Raw genomic sequence first — 13,980 nt, 5'->3', positions numbered from 1 at the left:
CCGACACCAAACAACAAACAACAACTCAATACAACGACAAGGACCGTTGAAGCACGATTGCTTCAACGGTCTCTTTTTCGTTTTGCCAGCACTACCGGCATGCGTTACCACGTCTGCACTTCCAGGTCTGAACAAATAGCTTTTTAGTGACCGAGTCATGAGGGCCCTCCTCGGCACCACGTCTGTCGATGCTGGGGTGAAGTTGTTCTGTTCGTCTTCCTTGGCAGGGTCAGTTACAGTAGAGGCTGTGGTTATTGGTGTTGTTCGCGCAGACTGTCAAAGTTGGGGGCGTTGCGTTTGACCGACAAGTTTGACCTGTGGGAACTTCCCTATGAGGGAAAGACCGTCTATGTCCTGCTTGCAGCACGGGGCAAAGTTTCTGCTCTGGCGGACTCAGAAAGTGCTGAAAGTCTTGCTACCTCGGATGAGATTCAGACGCGGGTTTCGCAGTGTCCTACACCCCGTGGATTGATGGATAAGGTGCCGGCTGCATGTCTGATACGTGAGGGACAGGTTGTCTCTCGGGTGAAAGATATTGAGCATTCTTTGGTCTTGAGGGAGAAGCCGGCCCCAGGGTGGGAAGAGGACGGTCTGAGCCACTTCTTTGCGGGCAAGACTGTAGATGTCTTTGAGCCCGATAGTCGTTCAGCGCGGGTAAGACTCGGTGATGACCTTAAGCGGATCGACTTTCTTCCGGTTGCCAACGAGTCAGCACGGAAGAGGCGCGTTGACTTAGCCACACATCCCCACCGCGCGGGCGCGTGGGAACTCAGTAAGAAGTTCGCATTGGCGGCGCTGTCCTTTTTTCTTTTGCTTTTCGGGCCGGCGATTCGTGACCGACTAGAACCAGTGATTGAACCCGTGGCTAAGCGCGTTTCGGACCTGCATAGCCGGGGTGAGTTTTACGGCATGGTGTTTGAGTTCTTCCAGATTGACCATGTGATTGATTTTGCGGCGTCGCTGTTCAGTCCGATTGGCGCTGTCGTCGTTCCGGTCGCTGGCTTGGTGGTGGCCTACGTTGCCGGGTGGAAGGGCGCGCGGGACACGGGCACCTGGTGGGAGGCGGCCGGGCGTCCGCTTGGAAATGAACGCGAGATCCCGGCCTTCGAAAGGTAGGTCGAAGGCCATTGACAATGGTTAAATGTTCCTAATTACGGGCTCAATAAATGGTGGGTTCCAAGCGGTAGTTGAGAGGAGAATTCTCGGGGTCTGGCTGTGAATGGATCAACAAAAGAAATGTGTGTCGCCGTCAGGTGCATGGGAATCCGCATGTCTTCGGCCTCTGCAGGGAAAATGACCGGGTATATGGGGTCACCAATAATAGGGATGCCCGCCTGAAGCATGTGTAGCCGGAGCTGATGAGTCTTGCCGGTCTGTGGCTTGAGAGTGTACTTCGCTATCTCGGGAAGTGAACCGTGGATGGCTTCGTACGGTGCCTTATCTACTGGTTCCACGCCGCCGACCTCGGTGATGGCGTTGACTTCGCCCTCGACGATGCGACCTTGCAATTCCCCTGGGGTCTTCTCCATACGGGAGCGCCAGACGGTGCCGGGGGAGACGTCGGCAAGCGGGGCGATGGCTTCGTAAGTCTTGGTGACGCGGCGCTCGGCGAAGAGCGTTTGGTAGGCGCCCCGAACGGTGCGGTCCTTGGTGAAGACGAGTATGCCCGAGGTAAGCCGGTCCAGGCGATGCGCGGGGGAAAGCTCGTTGTTGCCTGTCATTCGGCGAAGGCGAACGGTGGCAGTCTCCGTGATGTGGCGGGCGCGAGGCATCGTAGCCATGAAGGGCGGCTTGTCGACGACCAAGAGGTGCTCGTCTTCGTGCAGGATTGGGATGTCGTATGGGACGGGTGTTTCGGGAGCCGGCATGCGGTAGAAGTACACCATCGCGTTGGTGGCGAGGGTGCTGTCGGGACTAAGCGGGGTGCCGTCTTGGGATACAACCTCGTTCGCTGTGAAGCGGGCTTGGAGGGCCGCGTCGTTATCGTCGGGGTGGCGGTGACGTTGGGTCACGATGAGGTCGTGCACAAAGTCCCACGCGGTGATGGGGCCTTCGACAACGCGGGCGTGAGTGGGGTTTAGTCCATCGCGGATAGGAAGTGGTGTTGCGCCACGCCCTTTTTGCGATATTCTTTGCCCCATGGATTTCAACTCTATTCTCGCGCCCGTCATCGATTTCTTCTCTAATGGTATCGGTGCCGTCATTCGTGATATTGCTGTGGCTGCCTACAACATTCTTTTCCCAGCGAATGCTGATGCCGCTACCGCCCCACAGGTCGGCCAGTAGGTATTAGACTGGAGGTGTAAGCACTTCGAAAGGAAAGGTCATGGCAAAGGAAGACATTGTCGTCGTCGCCGTTGATGGTTCGGAAGCGTCGAAGAACGCCGTCCGCTGGGCTGCAAATACTGCGGTGAAACGGGGTATCCCGCTACGTATCGCATCGAGTTACACGATGCCGCAGTTCCTCTACGCCGAAGGCATGGTCCCGCCGAAGGAGCTTTTTGATGACCTCCAGGCGGAGACCCTAGAGAAGATCGAGGAGGCCCGCGCCGAGGCTCACAAGATTGCCCCGGATCTGAAGATCGGCCACACCGTGGCTGAGGGCTCCCCTATCGACATGCTGCTGGAGATGTCCAAGGACGTCACCATGATTGTCATGGGCTCCCGCGGCATGGGCGGCCTGTCCGGCATGGTCATGGGCTCGGTATCTGCATCTGTGGTCTCCCACGCATCTTGCCCGGTGGTCGTGGTCCGTGAGGATAACCACGTCACCGAATCCACGAAGTACGGTCCCGTTGTTATCGGTGTCGATGGCTCCGAGGTCTCCCAGAAGGCAACGGACTACGCCTTCAAGGAAGCAGATGCCCGCGGCGCAGAGCTGATTGCCGTTCACACTTGGATGGACATGCAGGTTCAGGCTTCCCTGGCCGGCCTCTCGGCAGCCCAGGCTGAATGGGCTGAGGTGGAGAAGGAGCAGGCGGAGCTGCTGACTGAACGCCTCGCGGAGTTCCAGGAGAAGTACCCGGAAGTGCAGGTTAAGAAGGTTATCGCCCGTGACCGCCCGGTCCGTGCGCTGTCGGAGGCCTCCGAAGGTGCGCAGCTGCTCGTTGTGGGCTCCCACGGTCGCGGTGGCTTCAAGGGCATGCTCTTGGGTTCTACCTCCCGCGCGCTGCTGCAGTCCGCGCCGTGCCCGATGATGGTGGTTCGCCCAGACTCGGAGTAACTATCGCATAACCTCGCTATAACGATTCGGGACCATCCAGTGGATATGTGGTGGGCCCGGGTCGTTTTGGTGTTTTAACGCGTACGGTGGGAGGGTACGTAGATAAACGCTATTTACTGTTATTCAAAGGAGTGAGTGTCATGGGACTCGGTCTCGGTTTCTTTGGTTCGATTGTTGTTGGCATCATTGCCGGCTGGCTCGCTGAGAAGATTATGAAGCGTGACCAGGGGCTGTTCACCAACCTCATCGTTGGTGTTATCGGCGGCCTCATCGGTGGCGGATTGCTAGCGCTCTTCAACAAGAGCGTCGGCGATAGCTGGTTCCTGATGATCATTACGGCAACGGTCGGTGCATGTATCTTGCTGTGGATCGTGGGAGCCATTACGGGCCGCAAGAAGTAAAAATTCGCATACATACCGGTTTGTCTATATTGTATAGATGAACCGGTTTTGTCATGTAAGGAGAAGAAATGGCCGAAAAGAAGTCGCGTCGCAACCGCCCGAGCCCGCGCAGCCGACTACTTGAATCCGCCACGCGGCTCTTTACCACCGAGGGCATCCGCGTCATCGGCATCGACCGTATCCTGCGCGAGGCCGACGTGGCCAAGGCCTCGCTCTACTCCCTTTTTGGCTCCAAGGATGCCCTCGTTATCGCCTACGTTGAGGCCCTCGATGAGGAATACCGCGCTGATTGGCAGAGGCGCACCGAGGACGCGACCGATCCGGAGAGCAAAATCCTGGCCTTCTTCGATAAGGCCATTGAGGAACAGCCCTCCATGGAGTTCCGGGGCTCGCACTTCCTCAACGCGGCCGGTGAATACCCGCGTCCAGAGACGGATGCCGAGCGGGGCATCGTGGCCGCCTGTGTGGAACACCGCACGTGGATTCATTCCACAATCACAGCGTTGCTCAACGCCAAGAACGGCTACCCCTCAGAGGAGCAGGCGAGCCAAATTCTCATCTTCCTCGATGGCGGCCTTGCCGGCGCTCGCCTTACCCGCGACGTCGCTCCACTAGTAACCGCGAAGCAGCTGGCTATTCAGCTTCTCTCGGCGCCTCCTGCTGACTATTCGATTTAACAATTTTGCGTGCCTCCGCCACGATGGCCGAGTGGCGTTTGCGGGCAGCAGCAACCTCCTCTTTGTGGGCAGGGTCTTCCTTAAGGCGCTGTTTAGCGGCTTTCTTCTCTTTCTTCTTTTCCTTAGCCCGCCACCGCCGGATGCTGTCGCGCCGCTGTTCGTGGACGGCCTCCGGTAGGGGATAGCGACGGTGCAGGATCAATTCATATACCAAGGTCTGTAGCAGGGTAAAGAGGTAGGAGCAGCCCCAGTAGAAGATGATGGTCACGGGGATGGGGCCATGCCAAGCCACTTTCCACAGCATCCAGGGGATGAGAACCACCATGAGCGCCATGAACCACAGCAAGCGGCGCGGAATCTTCTGATCGAAGACCGTGGTAAGAAAGCCACGGTAGAGCGTGATGAGCGTGTTGAGGGAGGTGAACACGAGAGCCGCCACGAGCATCGGTAGGACCAAGTCGTGATGCTCGCGCGCGAAATCGGTGAGGGGGACGCCGAAGACGGTGGAGGTGCGGAAGGAGGAGACGTCGCCAAGCGTGAGCATCCCCACCGGTTCATTCGCGGAGCCTGACACCCGAAGAACCACCTGGTAGAGGCCAATGAAAGCCGGGATGATGAGGAAGGCGGGGAAACAACCCACCAGCGGGTTGTGCTGGAAGCGCTCCTTGAGCTCGCGTTGCTGGGTGAGGATGTCGACAGCCTCATCGACCGAATCGGCCTGCGTGAGGTGTTCATTGAGTTCGGTCATCTCCGGGCGCATGAGGGCGCCGATGCGGCCCTGTTTCACGGAGAGCCAATTCAGCGGAGCGATGATGCCGCGGACCGTGAGCACGAGGAAGACGATGGTGAGGATCCACGCAGTCGAGCCGTCAAGGAAGGAACCAAAAAGCAAGTGCCACAGTTTCATGATTCCGGAGACCGGGTACATGAAGATGTTGATCATCGCCTACTCCTCTTTCTGCAGGGTGATGGGGCACTTATACGTTACCGGGAGGCTAAGGTATGGGTATGCCCCACCCCACCGCGCGCACTCGGCCGACCGTAGGGACCGTCATCGGTGAGCTTATGCTGACGGCCGGCGTGCTTCTGCTTCTCTTTGCCTTTTATGAGTCCTATTGGACAAACATCGAGTCTGGTCACAAGCAGGACCAAGCCAACGAGACGCTGCAGGAAGAATGGCACAACCCACGCGGAGCGGGCCATGCCCCGAAGCTCGGTGAGGCCTTTGCGCGCCTTTATATCCCGGCCTTCGGCTCGGACTTCGCGTTCGCGGTTCTCGAAGGAACCGACGAAGACGATTTGTTGCGCGGGCCGGGGCACTATACCGACACGCAGATGCCTGGTGAGCCGGGCAATTTCGCGGTAGCCGGGCACCGTGTGGGCAAGGGCGCTCCCTTCAATGACCTGGGAAACCTGCAGGCTTGCGATGCCATCGTCATCGAAACCGCGACGGACTGGATTACCTACCGCGTGCTGCCTATCGAGGGGGCTGCGGGGGACTGCTTCAGCCCAGAGCAGCAAGCCAAGCCGGAATACCAGGCTGTACAGGGGCGCCATATCACCCTGCCGGGTGATGTGAGCGTGCTCCAGCCTGTTCCCGGGATGGAAGGGGCTGACCCCAGCGAATCCCTGCTCACCCTCACCACCTGCCACCCGCAGTTCTCCAATGCAGAGCGCATGATCATTCACGCGATGGAGACTGACCGCGAGGCTAAAGCACCCGGAGCAGATGACAATGCCCGCCCCGCCGTCTTGGAGGAGAACTAATGTATCGCGCACTTTGGAACCTGTTGCCCGGCCCCACCGCGGTCAAGGCGTTGTTGGCTCTGGCCCTCGCCGTAGGGGTTTTCTTCCTGCTCATGGAGGTGATTTTCCCCTGGGTAGCGGCGCAGATGCCCTATAATGACGTCGCCGTTTAGGCGTTAGTCGCTGTTTAGGCGTTAGTCGCTGTTTAGACCATTAAATGCTTAGGTCGTTACTGTGCTTAGGTCTTTACAGACCTAAGCGGTTGATTGCTTCCTGCGCTATGAGCTGGGGCTTGAGAGTCTGCAGCTGGTTTGACCACACCACCACGGCGTGGTTGTCCTTCTGGACGGCAAAGACCGAGTGATCCTCAAAGACGCCGCGCCCACCGGACCAACCATCGAATTCGGCGAGCTCCGTATCTTCAACCGGTGCGGCCCAATCCACGACCGCGCGCGCCTCGTCGACGCTGGGCATCTGCCGGACTAGGACTGTAGCCTGTGGTTCCTCGGGGTAGGACCAGAACACGCAGGCGGGGGTGCTAAAACGCTTGTCGACGCCCCACCGGGTCATCCTCTGCCCATTCGTATCGGCCACCCATTGCGTGTCCAGGTAGGGGCAGTCTTCCCAGTCACTGACCTCGGCGGTAGCGTCCGTGGGCAGGCCATCGCCTGAGTTTGTGTCGGGCGCGGGGCTGGCGGCCTCGGTGCTGGGGGCGGGGTCGGCTGCATCCGAACACCCCACCGCGGCAAAGCCTATGCCGATCAGGCAGGCGGCGAGTGGGGGAAGTAGGCTGTGGCGCATGACGTCCACACTAGACCAGCGCTCGGTTGAATCGGATGCACTGCGCAACGGTATCCACGTCCTGACGGCGACGCTGCTGGTGGTGGCGATATTTATGACGGTGCGCCTGCCGCTGTGGCAGGGCGTGCTCAATCTGCTGCTGTTGGTCTCCTTCGCGGTGGTGTACTTCGGGGGCTCGGCCTATATGGAGGCCCTGCCGCGCATCGCGCGCTATGGCTGGATGGTTATCCTCACGGTCTTGTGGTTAGCGGATATAGCGGTGGCGCCCGCGGCCATCTACCTCGTGTTCTCTCTGTATTTTGTCTACCTCTACGTGCTGGAGATGATCCCCGGCATCATCTGCGTGCTCGCGGCCACGGCGGTGACCATCCTGGTGCAAGTACCGGGCGGGCTCTCCTTCGGCGGCATCATGGGCCCGGCGGTATCGGCCTTGGTGACGATTGCTATTACCTATGCCTTCCGGGCGTTGAGCCGCATGAACCAGGAGTTGATGAAGACCCGGTCCCAGCTCGTGGAGTCCGAGCGCACGGCCGGCATGACCGCTGAGCGCCAGCGCATCGCCCACGAAATCCACGACACGCTTGCACAAGGTTTGTCCTCCATTCAGATGCTCCTGCATGCCGCTGACCGCGATCTCGAACAGGAGGATATCCCCAAGGCGCAGGAACGCATCGAACTGGCTCGGCGAACAGCAGCGGATAACCTCCACGAAGCGCGCGCCATGATTGCGGCGTTGCAGCCGGCGGCGTTGTCCGAAACCTCCTTGGGGGCGGCCATGACAAGGATGGCTGAGAATTTTGCGGCGACCGGTGGGCTCGACGTCTCAGTGGACGTAGAAGGCGATGCGCAACAGCTGCCCATGAAGGTGGAGGCCGCGTTGCTGCGGATTGCGCAGGGAGCGGTGGGGAACGTCGTCAAGCATGCCCACGCCACGAAGGCTCGGGTGACCGTGACGTATGCGCCGGACGAGGTGCGCGTGGACGTGGTGGATAACGGCCAGGGCTTTGATGTGGAGGCGGTGGAAAATAAGCCGGCGGGGCTGGGCCACATTGGTCTATCCGCCATGCGCCGGCGCGCGGCGGAACTCGGCGGCGAGGTCGTGGTTGAATCCACGCCGGGAAGTGGCACGGCGGTCTCAGTTAGTGTGCCCTTAAACAACGATGTAGATTAGGAAATTGTCCACACCGTACCAATGAGGAGGAAGCCCGTGATTAGGGTCTTGCTTGCCGACGACCATGAGATCGTGCGCCTAGGTTTACGCTCGGTGCTCGAGGGGGCTGAGGACATCGAGGTTGTGGGCGAAGTCGCTACGGCCGAAGCCGCTGTGTCCGCAGCCCAAGCGGGTGGCATCGATGTTCTCCTCATGGACCTGCGTTTTGGTGCGGGGATCGAGGGCACACGCGTCATGGGTGGTGCGGAAGCGACCGCCGCTATCCGCTACTCCATGGAGAATCCCCCCAAGGTGCTCGTGGTGACCAATTACGACACCGACGCGGATATCCTCGGCGCAATTGAGGCAGGCGCAGTGGGCTACCTGCTCAAGGACGCGCCGCCGGTAGAGCTGCTCGCGGCGGTGCGCTCGGCGGCGGAAGGTGATTCGGCGCTCTCGCCCGTGGTTGCTGACAAACTGATGACCCGCGTGCGTACGCCGCGCACCTCGCTCACCCCGCGCGAGCTCGAGGTGCTGAAGCTGGTCGCGGCGGGTTCCTCAAACCGTGAGATCGGGGTGGAGCTGATGCTGTCGGAGGCGACGGTGAAGTCTCACCTGGTCCACATCTATGACAAATTGGGCGTGCGCTCCCGCACCTCCGCCGTGGCGGCAGCGCGCGAGCAGGGCGTTCTTTAGAGGTTGTTGGCGTCGCGGTACGCCAGGATGACGTCGTTGGGGATCTTGCCGCGCTCGGCCACCTCGTAGCCGTGCTTGGCGGCCCATGCGCGGACATCGGCCGGCTTGTAGCGGCGAGTGTCCTTCTTGACCGGGTGGCGGGCAGCCTTCACGAAAGGCTCCATGGCGGCGTGGAACTTGTCGGCATTCTCCTGCGAGACGTCGAGGAGGTAATCCTTACCGTCAACGCTGAAGCGGATAACGATCACTTCGTCTTCGTTGAGGGGCGAATTATCAATATCGTCAAAAAACTGGGTGATTTCGCGGCGTGCCATGTTTCTCCATTCGAGTTCTAAACTGATTCTCCCGCTATTAACTATAGAACGAAAACAAATTCCGTGACAGCGTTAATATGCATTGCCAAAAAGGGGTTTTGAGCGCGAAAGAATAAGCCTTCGGGTCGCTTATCCTCCACCGTCTAAAAGCGGGGAAGGCAGCGGCCCGAAGGCGTAGAGAATCCGTGCGAGCGGCTATGCGCGCAGCTTGGACTGGATCTCGTCGTTGAGCGAGTCGATCTCACCGGAGATGGAGCGGTGCGCGCGCTGGCGCTGCTGATCGGTCATGTACTCGGCATTGTCGATCGCAGAATCAAGCTCGTTGAGGCGCTCCTTGACGTCGCGCTTGAAACCGGCGGGAAGCTGCGCATCCTTCAGCGAATTGCGGATACCGGCGGTGCGGGCCTTGAGCGGTGCGCCGTGGCCGGAGAAGGAGGCCAGCTGCTCGGCGCTGACGCCGGCCTTCTGCGCGCGCTTCTTCTCAACCTCGCGCTGGGCAACGGTGATGCCGCGGTAAAGGAGAGGCAAAAGAAGGGGTGCTGCGGTGCGCAGGGCGCCGGCATAACGCTTGACATTGTTCTTATTAAAGCGGCCTTCCTTAATGCGCTCGAGTTCCTTCTTGGCCATCTTGTATTCGTGCTTGCGGCGCTTCTTTAGGCCCTTTTCCTCGGACTTGATAAGCGCCTTTTCCTGACGGGCCAATAGCTTTTGCTGGCGGTGCTTGGCCTTATCCGCGGCCTTTACCTCTGCCTTTGCGCGGGTTTTGGCAGCCTTGATCTCGGCGCGGGCCTCACGGCGGGCCTTGCGGATCTTCTTCATAATGCCCATTGAAACGTCCTTAAATAATCTATCTTTAGGGTCTCGCTACAACTCTAGCAAGGTGGTCTACTAAGCTCACCTGCTGTGAAGGATGTGCTCGTCGCCACGGACCTCGTGGGCTGCCGTTATCGCTTGGTGCAGCGCCGCGCGCATCCCGAGATCCCACGCACCGCGGTGAGCCAAGCCCGGGCGGAGCGCCACGCCGCGGCTATCGATGCCGCGCTCGCTCGCCTTCCCAAGAAGGGGCCTGGCCGTTTCCGCCGGATTGATCTGGAGGGGGATGATTTCGAGCGGGCGCTTGCCACGCTGGAGGCGCTGGCTCACGGTTACACACACATCACCAACGCCGTCTTTTCCACGTCGGAGTGGATGGTGCGCGTGGAGCTTCTGGTTCGGGATGGTGATAAGTACAGCCCTGTTATCGTCTCCGATCACCGCGTGGCCCGCCCGCACGAGGGTGCGCGAACGCTGGTTGTCCCCACGCATCGCTTGGGGCTGAGTGAGCCGCTGCCGGCGAAATACAAGATTAAGCATCATGCCGTCGATGGTTACCGCTTAGCCCTGGCCGCGCGGGGTTTGGAGGACGTCGGCCTGAATTCTGGCAGAGGTGCGGCGATTGGGCAGGACCGCGGTCAGGCTTTCGTCACGGATACCTCGCGCTTCGGCATCGATGAGGCGCTCGTACAGCCGCTTCCCGCTGGGCCGCGCCGCGTCAAGGAGTGCGCCTCCTGCCGCTTTTGGCCCTTGTGTAAGCAAGAGCTGGAGGCCCGGGATGATATCTCCCTCTTCCTGCCGGGCGACCGCGCTAACCCCTACCGCGAGCGCGGCATCACGACGGTGCAGGGGCTTATCGACGCCTCCCTCGGCGCCCCCTCCGCCCTTGCTGCTGCGTGGCGTGAGGGCGTCCCTTTGCTGCGGCGCGGCCGCATCAGCGTTCCCCGCGCAGATGTGGAAGTCGACGTCGATATGGAGGCCTACCTGGATCAAGGTGCTTACCTGTGGGGCGCGCTCCTGGACGGCGAGTACCACCCCTTTGTGACCTGGGATCCGCTGGGAGGGCGGTCCGAGGCGGAGAATTTCGCCGAGTTTTGGGAGTGGCTCATGGGGGTGCGCGCTGACGCGCATGCGGCGGGCAAGACCTTCGCGGCCTATTGCTACTCCGCCCACGGCGAAAACCATTGGATGCGCAGGTCCGCCCAGCGCTTTTCCTCTCCGAACCTGGAGGAGGTCGAGGAATTCATCTCCTCAGAGGAATGGGTGGACATGTTCGTCCACGTCAAGCGCAGTTTCGCCGGCACTGCGGGCCTGGGGCTGAAAACCGTGGCGCCCGTCGCTGGCTTTGAATGGCCGGAAGAGTTCGATGGCGAGGAATCCGTCAATGCCCGCCGAGCCGCCCTCGCCGGTGACACGGACGCGCGTGCGCAGATTCTGCGCTATAACGCCGGCGATGTGCGCGCGACCCATGCCGTCCGCGAGTGGATGTCTCACGGCGCGCCGGGAGTGCCATCCCTCGAGCCCTAGCTTCTCCCTGCCCTCCCGTGTGCAAGCCCCCAGACCTGAAACCCGCAACCTGCAGGTGGGCGTCGCCAAGCGCTTGCCGACGCCCCACCACCCACCCTGGAGGTTGCGGGATCGAGGTCTGGGGATCTACAGGATGAGGCTGAGTCCGCCGAGGATGATGAGCACCGCAAGGGCCACCCACACCTGGTTCCAGTCCGTGGTGGTCGTGGGTGCTGGGCCTTCGGCCTTCTTGAGGAGCACGGCTTTCTGAGCCTTGACCGCGCGAGCGGTGAGTACGGGGATGATGGCCATGGAACCGAGGCAGAGCAGGGAGGCGGCAACCATGGTGAGGGAACTGGAGGTGGCCAGCCACAGGGCAAGCCCGCCGTTGATTAAGACCGAGCGCCCCAGCCCCCAGCGGTTGTATTCGCGCAGGCCCGCCCGCACCGCTGAAGGGCCGCCGCCCATCGTGGTGGGCAGCATATAGCCCATGACGCCGATGAGCAGTTGGGCGCCAAACCCTACGACGAGCGCGAGCATGGGAATCTGTGGCTCGCTGGAGAAGAAATGCTGGGTGGTGTAATACACCAGGCTGCCGAGCAACCAGAAGCAGGAAAAGAGCACAGATAGCGCCGGGAAGGTGATGCGCCCGCGTGGTTCTCGGAACACGGTGAGGGCATTGAGCAGCCAGCTCTGCAGGCTGAGCACCCAGCCGACGCAGTAGACGATCAGACCCGCTTGCGGTACATTCCACGCGCTGCCGATCACGGTGGTCACCACGCCCAGCGCCAGCAGTGTGAAGCTTAGGCTCATGTGTGGGTTGATTCCCTTGGTGCGCCAGATAGATGGGAACAAGATGGTGAGTGAACCGGCGGCTGCGAGGCCGACGAAACCGCCGATGTTGGCGGCAACGTGTGCAATGAGCAGGCGCGGATGGGAAGGGTGTGTGGCGAGGAATGCGCCAAGAGTAGCGCCCACGGCAAGGAAGAAGGCCGAGGCCACATAAGCTGCGACGACGGGGCGGAATCGTTTGGATTCCGCGCGGCGCCACAAAGCAAAGAGGGCCAAACCATGCCAAGACACCGCAAGAGCGACAAGCGTGGCACCTATCTGTGTGAGCACCCAGTGGTGGCCCCAATATTCACTGAGGATTTGGCCCACGAGGGTGAGGATAACGCCGGCATTCTGCAGATAAATCCGCGCGAGCTGGCGAGGGCGGGCCGACATCGGAACTTTGAGCTGCACGAACTTTTCGGTGAGGTGCTGGGACCACACCACGATGCTGTTGCTGAGGATGCCCAGGGTGAAGAGATGGATGAGGACCCAGCGGTAGTTTGGGATAAGGGTGTGGGTTGCGCCGGCGAGAAGAAAAACCATCATCCACAGGCTGACCGGGCGGGATGCTTTCCTGTGCCATGTGCGCGGCGACCACTTATCCATAAAACACGAGTTTATCCGGTTTTTCTCACAACCCAACTCAATACCGCGATGCCCGCGGCGAGGGCGGTGTAGACGGCGATGAAGCCGGTCCACGACAAGGAATCAAAGAGCACACCGGCCAGCGCGCCCAGGATGGAGCTGCCCAGGTAATAGAAGAAGACGTAGAGGCTGGAGGCCTCCGCGCGGTCGTGAGTAGCGATATGCCCCACCCACCCCGAGGCCGTGGAGTGCGCGGCAAAAAAGCCGATGGTGAATAACACGATGCCGAGCAGGGTGGGGATTAAAGAGCCCATGCATAGCGCGATGCCCACGGCAAAAAGCAGGCACGATAGGAGCAGCGTGTTGGCGTGGCCTACTTGTGAGACCAGCCGGCCGGCGCGCGCCGAGGACCACGTGCCGGTGAGGTAGAAGAGGAAGACCAAGCCGGCCAAACCGGGCGCGAGGTGGAAGTGGTTGATGAGCCTAAATGCCAGGAAATTATAGAGGGACACGAAGGTGCCCATGGCCACGAAGGCCACGATGAACAAGGGGATGAGGCGGGTATCCCGGGCATGGCGGAAGATGGCTCGCAGCTCCGAGCGGAAGTGGATTTCCTTCGGGGTGAAATTCTGCTGGTAGGGCAGCAAAATAGCGGCGATGATGGCGAGGATGAGCGTGACCAAGCTGGAGCCGGCCAGGGCCCAGCGCCAGGAGGTGAGCTCGAGAAGCCCGGTGGGGATGAGGCGGCCGGTTAGCCCACCGATGGTGGTGCCGGCGATGTACAGCCCCATGGCCCGGGCGACGTAGGAGCTTTCGAGCTCCTCCGAAATCCAGGCCATGGCGGTAGCGGGTGCGCCGGCGATGACCGCTCCCTGGAGCGCGCGGGTGGCGATGAGAATCTCTGGATTGGGGGCAAGCGGCACGAGCATGCCGATGAGCGTGGCCGCGATGGTGGAAACAAGCAGCAGTTTTCCGCGGCCGATGCGCTCGGAGATGATGGACACGGGGATGACACAAATGGCCAGCGCACCGGTGGCCGCGGAGATGGTCATGGCGGCTTCGGTGGGGGACATGCCCATGTCCTCCACCAAGGTGGGCAGCATGGCTTGGGTGGGATAGAGGCAAGAAAAAATTGCCAGGCCCACGAAGAGCATGGCAATGGTGGCGCGCCGCGTTCTGGTCATGCATCAAGCATGGCCTAGCGCGGATTATGTGTAAAATGTCCGAAAGTTAC

At 60.7% G+C, this 13,980-nt stretch carries 17 protein-coding genes; 10 read left to right on the top strand and 7 right to left on the bottom strand.

All coding sequences use genetic code 11. From position 1 onward, the window contains the following. Positions 1 to 297: 297 nt before the first annotated feature. Entirely contained in the window at positions 298 to 1,116 is an 819-nt protein-coding gene (locus tag HMPREF2760_RS07980; RefSeq protein ID WP_246823651.1) for a hypothetical protein, read from the top strand. Positions 1,117 to 1,151: 35 nt separating this feature from the next. Here the strand turns inward: HMPREF2760_RS07980 and HMPREF2760_RS07975 are convergent, their stop codons facing one another. Next, on the bottom strand, positions 1,152 to 2,204 hold the full coding sequence (locus HMPREF2760_RS07975; protein ID WP_083299169.1) for a pseudouridine synthase: 1,053 nt from the start codon (positions 2,202 to 2,204) through the stop codon (positions 1,152 to 1,154). Here HMPREF2760_RS07975 and HMPREF2760_RS12880 point away from each other — a divergent pair. The 4 genes from HMPREF2760_RS12880 to HMPREF2760_RS07960 all read left to right on the top strand — a co-directional run bounded on the left by HMPREF2760_RS12880 (position 2,140) and on the right by HMPREF2760_RS07960 (position 4,301). Beyond that, entirely contained in the window at positions 2,140 to 2,286 is a 147-nt protein-coding gene (locus HMPREF2760_RS12880) for a hypothetical protein (RefSeq protein ID WP_167595824.1), read from the top strand. The two genes, HMPREF2760_RS07975 and HMPREF2760_RS12880, sit on opposite strands and share 65 nt — an antisense overlap. A gap of 40 nt (positions 2,287 to 2,326) precedes the next feature. Then, entirely contained in the window at positions 2,327 to 3,223 is an 897-nt protein-coding gene (locus HMPREF2760_RS07970) for a universal stress protein (protein WP_070563504.1), read from the top strand. A 140-nt stretch (positions 3,224 to 3,363) separates the two neighbouring features. Then, positions 3,364 to 3,624: a GlsB/YeaQ/YmgE family stress response membrane protein gene (locus HMPREF2760_RS07965; RefSeq protein ID WP_010188457.1), complete on the top strand. Its 261-nt coding sequence runs from the start codon at positions 3,364 to 3,366 to the stop codon at positions 3,622 to 3,624. A gap of 68 nt (positions 3,625 to 3,692) precedes the next feature. Next, positions 3,693 to 4,301, top strand: a complete 609-nt coding sequence (locus HMPREF2760_RS07960) for a TetR/AcrR family transcriptional regulator (protein WP_070563501.1) — start codon at positions 3,693 to 3,695, stop codon at positions 4,299 to 4,301. Here HMPREF2760_RS07960 and yidC read toward each other — a convergent pair. After that, positions 4,258 to 5,244 carry a membrane protein insertase YidC gene (gene yidC, locus HMPREF2760_RS07955; RefSeq protein ID WP_070523917.1) on the bottom strand — a complete coding sequence of 329 codons (987 nt, stop codon included), beginning with the start codon at positions 5,242 to 5,244 and terminating at the stop codon, positions 4,258 to 4,260. The two genes, HMPREF2760_RS07960 and yidC, sit on opposite strands and share 44 nt — an antisense overlap. A gap of 65 nt (positions 5,245 to 5,309) precedes the next feature. Between yidC and HMPREF2760_RS07950 the strand changes: the two genes are divergently transcribed. Both HMPREF2760_RS07950 and HMPREF2760_RS12875 read left to right on the top strand, forming a co-directional pair. Further along, positions 5,310 to 6,068, top strand: coding sequence for a class E sortase (locus HMPREF2760_RS07950; RefSeq protein WP_070532603.1), 759 nt, complete (start codon positions 5,310 to 5,312; stop codon positions 6,066 to 6,068). Continuing rightward, entirely contained in the window at positions 6,068 to 6,220 is a 153-nt protein-coding gene (locus HMPREF2760_RS12875; RefSeq protein ID WP_167595825.1) for a hypothetical protein, read from the top strand. Before HMPREF2760_RS07950 ends, HMPREF2760_RS12875 begins: the two co-directional genes overlap by 1 nt. A gap of 73 nt (positions 6,221 to 6,293) precedes the next feature. Here the strand turns inward: HMPREF2760_RS12875 and HMPREF2760_RS07945 are convergent, their stop codons facing one another. Then, entirely contained in the window at positions 6,294 to 6,848 is a 555-nt protein-coding gene (locus tag HMPREF2760_RS07945; RefSeq protein ID WP_070597033.1) for a DUF2020 domain-containing protein, read from the bottom strand. Here HMPREF2760_RS07945 and HMPREF2760_RS07940 point away from each other — a divergent pair. Together HMPREF2760_RS07940 and HMPREF2760_RS07935 are read left to right on the top strand one after the other, a co-directional pair. Continuing rightward, positions 6,847 to 8,019: a sensor histidine kinase gene (locus HMPREF2760_RS07940; RefSeq protein WP_070597032.1), complete on the top strand. Its 1,173-nt coding sequence runs from the start codon at positions 6,847 to 6,849 to the stop codon at positions 8,017 to 8,019. The two genes, HMPREF2760_RS07945 and HMPREF2760_RS07940, sit on opposite strands and share 2 nt — an antisense overlap. 36 nt (positions 8,020 to 8,055) lie before the next feature. Further along, positions 8,056 to 8,694, top strand: a complete 639-nt coding sequence (locus HMPREF2760_RS07935) for a LuxR C-terminal-related transcriptional regulator (RefSeq protein ID WP_010188464.1) — start codon at positions 8,056 to 8,058, stop codon at positions 8,692 to 8,694. Here the strand turns inward: HMPREF2760_RS07935 and HMPREF2760_RS07930 are convergent. Together HMPREF2760_RS07930 and HMPREF2760_RS07925 are read right to left on the bottom strand one after the other, a co-directional pair. Then, entirely contained in the window at positions 8,691 to 9,008 is a 318-nt protein-coding gene (locus HMPREF2760_RS07930; protein ID WP_070563488.1) for a histone-like nucleoid-structuring protein Lsr2, read from the bottom strand. The genes HMPREF2760_RS07935 and HMPREF2760_RS07930 overlap by 4 nt on opposite strands. A gap of 195 nt (positions 9,009 to 9,203) precedes the next feature. Then, on the bottom strand, positions 9,204 to 9,836 hold the full coding sequence (locus tag HMPREF2760_RS07925; RefSeq protein ID WP_070523907.1) for a DUF6474 family protein: 633 nt from the start codon (positions 9,834 to 9,836) through the stop codon (positions 9,204 to 9,206). A gap of 75 nt (positions 9,837 to 9,911) precedes the next feature. Here HMPREF2760_RS07925 and HMPREF2760_RS07920 point away from each other — a divergent pair, with 75 nt between their 5' ends. Beyond that, positions 9,912 to 11,348 carry a TM0106 family RecB-like putative nuclease gene (locus HMPREF2760_RS07920; protein WP_210386352.1) on the top strand — a complete coding sequence of 479 codons (1,437 nt, stop codon included), beginning with the start codon at positions 9,912 to 9,914 and terminating at the stop codon, positions 11,346 to 11,348. 126 nt (positions 11,349 to 11,474) lie between these two features. On the opposite strand, the gene HMPREF2760_RS07915 is transcribed toward HMPREF2760_RS07920, so the two are convergent. Both HMPREF2760_RS07915 and HMPREF2760_RS07910 read right to left on the bottom strand, forming a co-directional pair. Then, positions 11,475 to 12,767 (bottom strand): copper oxidase, encoded by a 1,293-nt coding sequence (locus HMPREF2760_RS07915; protein ID WP_070597031.1) that lies wholly within the window; start codon positions 12,765 to 12,767, stop codon positions 11,475 to 11,477. 11 nt (positions 12,768 to 12,778) lie between these two features. After that, complete coding sequence (locus HMPREF2760_RS07910; protein WP_070523901.1) at positions 12,779 to 13,930, bottom strand: MFS transporter; 1,152 nt, start codon at positions 13,928 to 13,930, stop codon at positions 12,779 to 12,781. Positions 13,931 to 13,980: the final 50 nt, after the last annotated feature.

Source organism: Corynebacterium sp. HMSC065D07 (assembly GCF_001810695.1).
Taxonomy (GTDB): Bacteria; Actinomycetota; Actinomycetes; order Mycobacteriales; family Mycobacteriaceae; genus Corynebacterium; species Corynebacterium hesseae.
This window is presented reverse-complemented; position numbering and strand designations above follow the sequence as displayed.

Excerpts from the sequence above, each read along its gene's own strand:
- HMPREF2760_RS12880 (WP_167595824.1), top strand. The coding sequence starts at position 2,140 with ATGGATTTCAACTCTATTCTCGCGCCCGTCATCGATTTCTTCTCTAAT.
- HMPREF2760_RS07975 (WP_083299169.1), bottom strand. The coding sequence starts at position 2,204 with ATGACGGCACCGATACCATTAGAGAAGAAATCGATGACGGGCGCGAGA.
- HMPREF2760_RS07970 (WP_070563504.1), top strand. The coding sequence starts at position 2,327 with ATGGCAAAGGAAGACATTGTCGTCGTCGCCGTTGATGGTTCGGAAGCG.
- HMPREF2760_RS07965 (WP_010188457.1), top strand. The coding sequence starts at position 3,364 with ATGGGACTCGGTCTCGGTTTCTTTGGTTCGATTGTTGTTGGCATCATT.
- HMPREF2760_RS07960 (WP_070563501.1), top strand. The coding sequence starts at position 3,693 with ATGGCCGAAAAGAAGTCGCGTCGCAACCGCCCGAGCCCGCGCAGCCGA.
- yidC (WP_070523917.1), bottom strand. The coding sequence starts at position 5,244 with ATGATCAACATCTTCATGTACCCGGTCTCCGGAATCATGAAACTGTGG.
- HMPREF2760_RS07950 (WP_070532603.1), top strand. The coding sequence starts at position 5,310 with ATGCCCCACCCCACCGCGCGCACTCGGCCGACCGTAGGGACCGTCATC.
- HMPREF2760_RS12875 (WP_167595825.1), top strand. The coding sequence starts at position 6,068 with ATGTATCGCGCACTTTGGAACCTGTTGCCCGGCCCCACCGCGGTCAAG.
- HMPREF2760_RS07940 (WP_070597032.1), top strand. The coding sequence starts at position 6,847 with ATGACGTCCACACTAGACCAGCGCTCGGTTGAATCGGATGCACTGCGC.
- HMPREF2760_RS07945 (WP_070597033.1), bottom strand. The coding sequence starts at position 6,848 with ATGCGCCACAGCCTACTTCCCCCACTCGCCGCCTGCCTGATCGGCATA.
- HMPREF2760_RS07930 (WP_070563488.1), bottom strand. The coding sequence starts at position 9,008 with ATGGCACGCCGCGAAATCACCCAGTTTTTTGACGATATTGATAATTCG.
- HMPREF2760_RS07925 (WP_070523907.1), bottom strand. The coding sequence starts at position 9,836 with ATGGGCATTATGAAGAAGATCCGCAAGGCCCGCCGTGAGGCCCGCGCC.
- HMPREF2760_RS07915 (WP_070597031.1), bottom strand. The coding sequence starts at position 12,767 with ATGGATAAGTGGTCGCCGCGCACATGGCACAGGAAAGCATCCCGCCCG.
- HMPREF2760_RS07910 (WP_070523901.1), bottom strand. The coding sequence starts at position 13,930 with ATGACCAGAACGCGGCGCGCCACCATTGCCATGCTCTTCGTGGGCCTG.